Source organism: Streptosporangium amethystogenes, from assembly GCF_000721075.1.
GTDB lineage: Bacteria > Actinomycetota > Actinomycetes > Streptosporangiales > Streptosporangiaceae > Streptosporangium > Streptosporangium amethystogenes.
Genome location: NZ_JOEQ01000003.1, coordinates 306,767 through 313,557, shown reverse-complemented (window position 1 = coordinate 313,557; position 6,791 = coordinate 306,767). Strand labels below are relative to the sequence as shown.

Genomic DNA, 6,791 nt, shown 5'->3' with positions numbered 1-6,791 from the left:
GACCCGAAGTGTTCCACCGCCGGCGAAAGTGTTCCGCTGCCGCTGCCGGAAAGTTCCACCGCCGGAAAGTTCCACCACGTGCTGCCGGAAGCGTTCCACCGCCGACGAAAGTTTCCGGCAGCCGCCCACCTGCTGCCCGTAAGCACCGGCAGCAGGTGGGCGGCTGCCTCCTGAATTGGGCTGGAGCACCGGGGTCGCCAGACCGCATGGAGGTCGGGGGTAGAGCGCTTGGGGACGGACGAGGTGGGGCAACGATGGATCTTGACATCGCCTGATCTAGAGCGCTGACGACTCTGCGATGGCTGCAGCCCCTGGCACTCGCTGTCACGTTCAGTTATGACACTTATGTTGCTTAATTAGCGCTACATAATTTTCACAAGAAAGGCCGCTTCGCTTTCAGTGCTCTTATTCAAACCTTCTCGCCGGACCTCTTTTGGGATACATGCCTTCACGGTGGGGGATTGACAAATTTAACAGCACATTTAATTCGAGGCTATGGAAGTTTGAATTAAATGCCCGCAACAAAGAGGTGCCATAGTAAATTCCCTTTTTCTGTCTATAAGAATTTTACAATATCGCACATTTCGAACGAAATTAAAAGTTTCACGCCTCACTTCCCTAACAAGGCCTGCCATTTCAACAAGGCGATCAACCTTGAATTTCGCTTCAAAAGCGAAGCAAATTAGCGCTAGTCAATTTGCTGCCCAAGTAAGGCTTTCCGGCTTATTTATTTCTTGCATCGGGAACCTCATAGTGGCGCCTGGAGTGCAGCAACAGGCTCTGCTGTCTGCCACGCAGGAGGGCGAGTCGCGCTACATTAATTCCATCGGCACCCGGGAGATAGGTGCCGGATGACGGCGATGGGCTGGCGCGACAAATGACGACGGCCCCCCGCTCGCAACGGGAGGCCGTCATTCATGGGTAAGCGCAACCCCCTCAGGAGGCTGTACTTGTACGACAGCATACGTGCCGTGCGGGAGATCAGCGAAGTCACGCCCCTTGCGACTTGTCTTTCCCCGTCGGGAGTACGGATTGAATCCGCTTCACAGGTTGCTATGTCAGGGCCAACCATGATGGGTTTCCTCGCCGAGGCGGTTTCCCAAGTAAAGGCGATTCCGTCTCACCGCCGACCCTCGGATTGGTGGGTGAGGCGGCGGGACACCACTCCACACCAACTGGCCGAGACGGCCTGCCGCCTACTGTCGGCTACGTCCCGGACGCAACAACAAGAGGAGCAGACCGGTCAGCTCGTAGAGCTGGAGACGTGGCGAGCATGGATGCGCTTCGCGCTGATGCTCGCCTTGCCGGACGCCTCCGGAAGGGCGTGGACCTTACGGAGCAAGACCAATGGGCATCGGACGGTGCAGCATTGAAGGCGCTGCTAGCCGCCTTAGGCGGTACCGGAACACTGGCGGCGGCGCTTTTCATGCCCACGGTGGCGCTGGCGCTGGCGGCGGTAGTGGTAGGGGTACTGGGAATCCTGGCCGGAGTGATCTTCCACGATTCGGATAAGCCTGTCTCGCGGATGGAACGGTTGATCAATGCAGTACGTGGGACGGGAACCGAACCCACTGATCAGCCTCCTGCCGACCTGCAGGAGCCGACACAGCAGGCCAGTTCGATGACCATGATCGAGGCGAGCGAGGCTGAGGTAAGCGGTGCGCAAGAGCCCGTGGCGCAGAAATCGGCGGCAGCCCAGAAGGCCTGACAGCCAGTCGAGTCAGAGGCTCAGCGTCCCGCAGCCCGGCCGCCCCGTCCGGCCCGGTCTGTCGGCCAGGTTGACCAGGAGGCGCACGGCGCGGCGGCCGCGCCGTGCTGGCCTTCCCGGGCTAGCGCCGCGGCCCCTCGCCAGGGCGGGATGGTCGAGGCCGATAGCCCCAGGTTGAGTGCAGGTGAAGATCACCAGCGAGGCGTGGCCGGATCGGGCCGGATCGGTGAATGGTCGAAAGAGAGCACACCCGAATCCGCACACTGTTCACTTCAAGCGTTCATCTGGCCGTTCGGTTTCCGCTGCACGTCGCCCGCCACGCCTCTCCCTCGTGTTCGAGCGTGGCCGACCTGCAGGCGCGGCGCCCCCTCCTGGGCGAGGGCGGCCAGGGGCTGGGTCGGCGCCGAGCACGAGCCCGCCGAACCGCCTCGCCGTCCGCTGAGCCGCCGCCAGCGTGGGAGCACCGTATCTGGTCCGACTCCGCGGCCGCCGCCGTGCTGGGGTGCCGCTACTGTCTGGGCTCCAAGACCGTGGCGCACCTGGACGAGAGCATCCGCACGCTGGTGATGACACCCTGCCGATGCCAGATGCCCGAGGACCCCTCGACGAGCGCGTAGAGGGTGGAACCGGTTGCGATCGCCACTTCGGTGCTCGCCGTGACGGTCGACGGCGATCGACGCCACGCCAACTCCTTCGTCGTCGGCGTGCCACCGAGCGACGTTGTCGCCCTAGTGCTCAACGCTGAGGCAAAGCACTACCGGTGTCCTCCGAGGTCGAGCCCGACGCCGAGCTGAGAGAGCAGCTCCAGCTGGTCGAAATAGACGCGATGGCACACGATCGATCGGGTGCGCGCCCGGCCCTTCCCGAACACGCGTCCCGCCCCTGAGGCGGAGCAGACGCTGAGCCCGGCGGCCTGCGCCGCAGTCGAGGCCGGGATCCCGGAAAGCACCCGGCGCGCCTACACCACCGACTGGACGGCCTTCACCGCCTGGTGCCAAGGTGTCGGAACCGTTAAAAACGATCTTCTTCAACGGCGGGTGAGCATCGCGGTCGCTCGGGTCTTCCTCGCAGGCCGATGATGGCCTGCGCGGAGCCACACCTCCAGGTAGTCGTCCCTCGCTTCGCTCGGGCCGCTCCACCTGGACCTGTGGCTTCGCGGCGGCCGATTCGGCTGCTACTGAGGAAGAGCCCGGAGCCCCGGGAGGTAGGAACCTCGAAGGGACGCGTGGAGGGGGTCAGCGGCCTTCGAGGTCTTTCACGCGAGACTCCAGACCTTCTACGCGTTCGGCCAGCCGGCGCACCTCGGTCATCGCCTGCTGAAGTTCGGAGGACGGCTCATTCCGGTCAGGAGTCTTGACCACGTATGTGCCGCGCGTCGATTGCGTGCTGATCAGGCCATCGTGCGCGAGTTCGTTCAAGGCTCGACGGACCGTCTCGACGGCCACGCCGTAGCGCTGGGCCAACTGCCGCCGCGCCGGAAGCCGCTCGCCGAGCTTGAGTCGACCTGCCGCCACCTCTTGACGCAGGTCGTCTGCAATCTGCAGGTAGGCAGGCTGAGGATCGCTGAAATCAGGCACGGACACAACACCAAGGCTAAGCCCTTCAGCTGTACTAGGAAAGCACAATTGAGCTATACCTGTCTTGAACTAGTACAGTAGTGTCTACCTAGATTAATCTGATCGCCGGGCAAGGAGGAAAGGTGAGAGCGATCGCCATGGGCTGATGGCTCCGGCCTGGTGTGATGTCGGCCGTGCTTTGGATCACTAGCCGGGTGGATGTGCGCGCATGGCAAGCCAGCGGTGCGGTGTGAAGGTGATGAGAACGGCAGGGGGATCGTGAGGCACTGAAGCGCGAGGCGAATCTTCTGACTCCCTTGAGTCAAGACCAGCAAAGTGATTTGTGTCATCATGGCAGATAGGCCTGATATGTATGTGATTCCTGGAACACGAGGGGGTGAGACGTCTGGGGGAGCACTGGTAGACGAGAAGCGGACAACTGCGCATGTCGGCGTAGCTGAACAGCTCCCCGCCGAATCATGAAGTTGGCCCTCTGCACGTTCACTACAGAAGGACCCGGCGCCCGCATTGCTTCGAGGCTGGCCGGCGCCGGGCCTCCCATCAGACCCACTCGAAAGGAGTAGGTCATGTTCAGCATCCCATCGATCGCGAGCACGGACACCCTAGGGGTGCCTCACTGGCTCATGCGTCGGCTGCTGACTCTCGTCACCACTCTGACGGGACACAGGCAACTTGACAAGATCTCAGCGATCGGAGTCAACAGCGATGGCTGACACCGTCTGGCTGTCATCAGATGGCCCCCATGGTGACGACTACACCAGCGAGGTCGCCGCAGCCGTATCCGAGGCCGTCCGCGTCCTCAACCACGCCACGCTCTCCCATGTCGGCGTCACCTATCCGTCCACCGTGTACGACGTCCTCGGCCGTATCAGCAGTTCGACAGCTGGGCTTGACCAACTGCTGGGGCAACTCGGCGAGGCGTTGCGGCGCATGCAGGCATCCGGACAACTGGGTGACGACCATGGCGACCCCGACGAGCGTCTTGACAAGGCCTTGTCAGAACTTACGGCGGCCCGGAAGACGGCACGTGACCTCGCGCTCCGAATCGACCGTGCCTTCAACACCACGGCCGGTCTGCATCTGACGGACAGAGGCAGGCACTAGATGAAACGGGAAGGGTTGTACTTCGACGACCGATTCCCGACTCGGAGGCAGGTAGCAGGCCTGTCGGACGCCGCATTCCGTATACATTTCACAGCGATCTTCTGGTGTGCCCACAACCTGACCGACGGTGCGGTACTCCAGGAAGACCTGATCGACGTGTGTCCGCGAGTGCGAAAGCCGCTGCGCTTCATCACCGAACTCGTGTCCCGGGGTACCTGGCATCCGCCTGGCGAAGAGTGTCCCTCCGATCTCTGCCCGGCGCCTGTGGCGAAGGGGTGGGTGATCCATGACTTCTTCGCATTCGTGCCCACTAAGGAGCGGGCGGAGAAAGAACGGAAGGCCAACGCCGAGCGGCAGAAGAGGTGGCGAGACAGGCATCGCAACCGGACCGAGCCACACGCCGTCGACGGTGGCGTTAGTAACGCCGAACGTAACGCGTTACTAACGCCACCCAGTTCCGTCCAGTCCCCGAAGGGGACTAGGACGGAAGAAGATGAAGACAATCAGTCGTCTTCTCGTCGTAACGCGCGTGCCTGGGCGAACGACGACGACTCCATCGATCGCGGTATCGTCCAGCTCCTGGCTGAGTTGACCGGCCGCGAGATCCGTCTCCTCGACGCGGCCGCGATCCGCCACACGATCCTCGATGGCCGGCCCGTCAAGTACCGCAGTCGCTACGTGGCCACGGCAATCGAGAAAGACCCCGACAAGTTCCTGCCTGCGGTCGAGGGCGTCGAGCCCAGTCCGTCGCTGAGGATCGCCCCAGACTGGTGCGGTCACTGCGACGAGCGCACCCGGCAGATGGAACTTCACGACGACACCGTGGCGCGCTGCCCGGCGTGCCACCCACTTGCAGCTAAGAAACCTGCGTCATGACCAGATGTAAAGCACTGTCCTGCTTGAGAAAGCACCGCGGGCAGCCTGCGCTTTCGACGTCACGGAAACATCCGACCCGCCGCCCTGCCGAGGTGTCGGCCGCAACGTGCGGATCTACGCCAAGGTACGGCGGCAAAGCGGCCCCGACTCCAGTACCGCCAAGCACGTCGCCGGGGCCGTACCCCTACCCGCCAGCAACGAACGCATAGGAGCGCCTCTCATCATGACCACATCCACCACTCGTAAACAGCGGACTCCGCACATCGTCTTGCCAAGTGGACCGCCCCGCCTGACGCCCGGCGCCGCCACGGAACTGCTCGCCATCCTGCTGGAGGCTCACCAAGCCATGCCGGTCAACCGCCCCAACGTCGCATAGGACCCATGAACACCATCCGCTTCGCCTTCTACGGCCGAGTCTCCACCGAGGACAAGCAGGATCCCCAGTCCTCGCGAGGCTGGCAGATCACCCGCTCCCGCGCGCTCATCGAGTCGCGCGGGGGCGTGATCGTCACCGAGTTCTTCGACGTCGACAAGTCCCGCTCGATCCCCTGGCAGCGCCGCCCGCACGCGGCGGCGCTGCTCGCCGAACTACGCAACCCCGACCGCGGCTTCGACGCGGTGGTGATCGGCGAGCCGCAACGAGCCTTCTACGGCAACCAGTACGGCCTGACCTTTCCCGTCTTCGAGCACTTCAGGGTCCCGCTCTGGGTGCCCGAGGTGGGCGGCCCCATCGACCCGAACAACGAGGCCCATGACCTGGTCATGAGCGTGTTCGGCGGGATGAGCAAAGGCGAGCGCAACCGCATCAAGATCCGCGTACGCAGCGCCATGTCAGCCCAAGCCCAGATGGAAGGCCGCTTTCTGGGAGGTCGGCCGCCTTACGGCTACCGGCTGGCCGACGCGGGCCCACACCCCAACCCGGCCAAGGCGGCCGACGGCAAGCGTGCTCACCGGCTGGAGCTTGATCCCGTCGCCGCGCCCGTGGTGGAAGAGATCTTCGCGGTCTTCCTCGACGGCTACGGCCTGTTCGCCATTGCCGAGAGACTGACCCGCAACGGGATTCCCAGCCCATCAGCTCACGATCCGGGCCGGAACCGTCACCGCTCCGGCATCGCCTGGTCCAAGAGCGCGGTGCGCGCCATCTTGACCAATCCCCGCTACACCGGCCACCAGGTGTGGAACCGCCAGCGCAAGGACGAGGTCCTCATCGATGTGGACGACGTCGGCCTGGGCCACACCACGAAGCTCAGGTGGAACTCCAAGCAGGACTGGGTCTGGTCGAAGGCAGTCGTTCACCCGCCGATCGTGTCCACGGAGGACTTCGACGCCGTGCAGATGACGCTGACGGGGCGAGGCGATCGCCACACCGACAAGACCCGCAAGCGCACCCCCAAGCCGTACCAGCTCCGGGGACTGCTGTACTGCGGTGTCTGCGACCGCAGAATGCAGGGCCAATGGGTCAACGATGCGGCCTACTACCGCTGCCGCTTCCCCGAGGAGTACGCCTTGGCCAACCATCTCATGCA

The 6,791-nt window shown here is 63.5% G+C and carries 6 protein-coding genes and 1 pseudogene; 5 read left to right on the top strand and 2 right to left on the bottom strand.

Annotation, left to right across the window (positions count from 1 at the left end):
• The first annotated feature begins 1,264 nt into the window (after nucleotides 1-1,264).
• The gene (locus IG98_RS0104705) at nucleotides 1,265-1,708 is read left to right on the top strand and encodes a hypothetical protein (RefSeq protein WP_157594159.1); all 444 of its coding nucleotides are present in this window, start codon (nucleotides 1,265-1,267) and stop codon (nucleotides 1,706-1,708) included.
• Between the two features lie 341 nt (nucleotides 1,709-2,049).
• Complete coding sequence (locus IG98_RS50135; RefSeq protein WP_157594158.1) at nucleotides 2,050-2,325, top strand: hypothetical protein; 276 nt, start codon at nucleotides 2,050-2,052, stop codon at nucleotides 2,323-2,325.
• A 137-nt stretch (nucleotides 2,326-2,462) separates the two neighbouring features.
• Here IG98_RS50135 and IG98_RS0104695 read toward each other — a convergent pair whose 3' ends face one another.
• Both IG98_RS0104695 and IG98_RS0104690 read right to left on the bottom strand, forming a co-directional pair.
• Nucleotides 2,463-2,657, bottom strand: coding sequence for a hypothetical protein (locus tag IG98_RS0104695; protein ID WP_030905945.1), 195 nt, complete (start codon nucleotides 2,655-2,657; stop codon nucleotides 2,463-2,465).
• Nucleotides 2,658-2,943: 286 nt separating this feature from the next.
• Nucleotides 2,944-3,291 (bottom strand): GntR family transcriptional regulator, encoded by a 348-nt coding sequence (locus IG98_RS0104690; RefSeq protein WP_051751542.1) that lies wholly within the window; start codon nucleotides 3,289-3,291, stop codon nucleotides 2,944-2,946.
• A gap of 699 nt (nucleotides 3,292-3,990) precedes the next feature.
• Here IG98_RS0104690 and IG98_RS0104680 point away from each other — a divergent pair.
• The 3 genes and pseudogenes from IG98_RS0104680 to IG98_RS54735 form a co-directional block, all read left to right on the top strand.
• Nucleotides 3,991-4,389 (top strand): hypothetical protein, encoded by a 399-nt coding sequence (locus tag IG98_RS0104680; protein ID WP_030905940.1) that lies wholly within the window; start codon nucleotides 3,991-3,993, stop codon nucleotides 4,387-4,389.
• On the top strand, nucleotides 4,390-5,265 hold the full coding sequence (locus IG98_RS46575) for a hypothetical protein (protein WP_157594157.1): 876 nt from the start codon (nucleotides 4,390-4,392) through the stop codon (nucleotides 5,263-5,265).
• A 381-nt stretch (nucleotides 5,266-5,646) separates the two neighbouring features.
• Nucleotides 5,647-6,762, top strand: a pseudogene (locus tag IG98_RS54735) (recombinase family protein); the annotation flags it as partial.
• Nucleotides 6,763-6,791: the final 29 nt, after the last annotated feature.

Excerpts from the sequence above, each read along its gene's own strand:
- IG98_RS0104680 (WP_030905940.1), top strand. The coding sequence starts at position 3,991 with ATGGCTGACACCGTCTGGCTGTCATCAGATGGCCCCCATGGTGACGAC.
- IG98_RS46575 (WP_157594157.1), top strand. The coding sequence starts at position 4,390 with ATGAAACGGGAAGGGTTGTACTTCGACGACCGATTCCCGACTCGGAGG.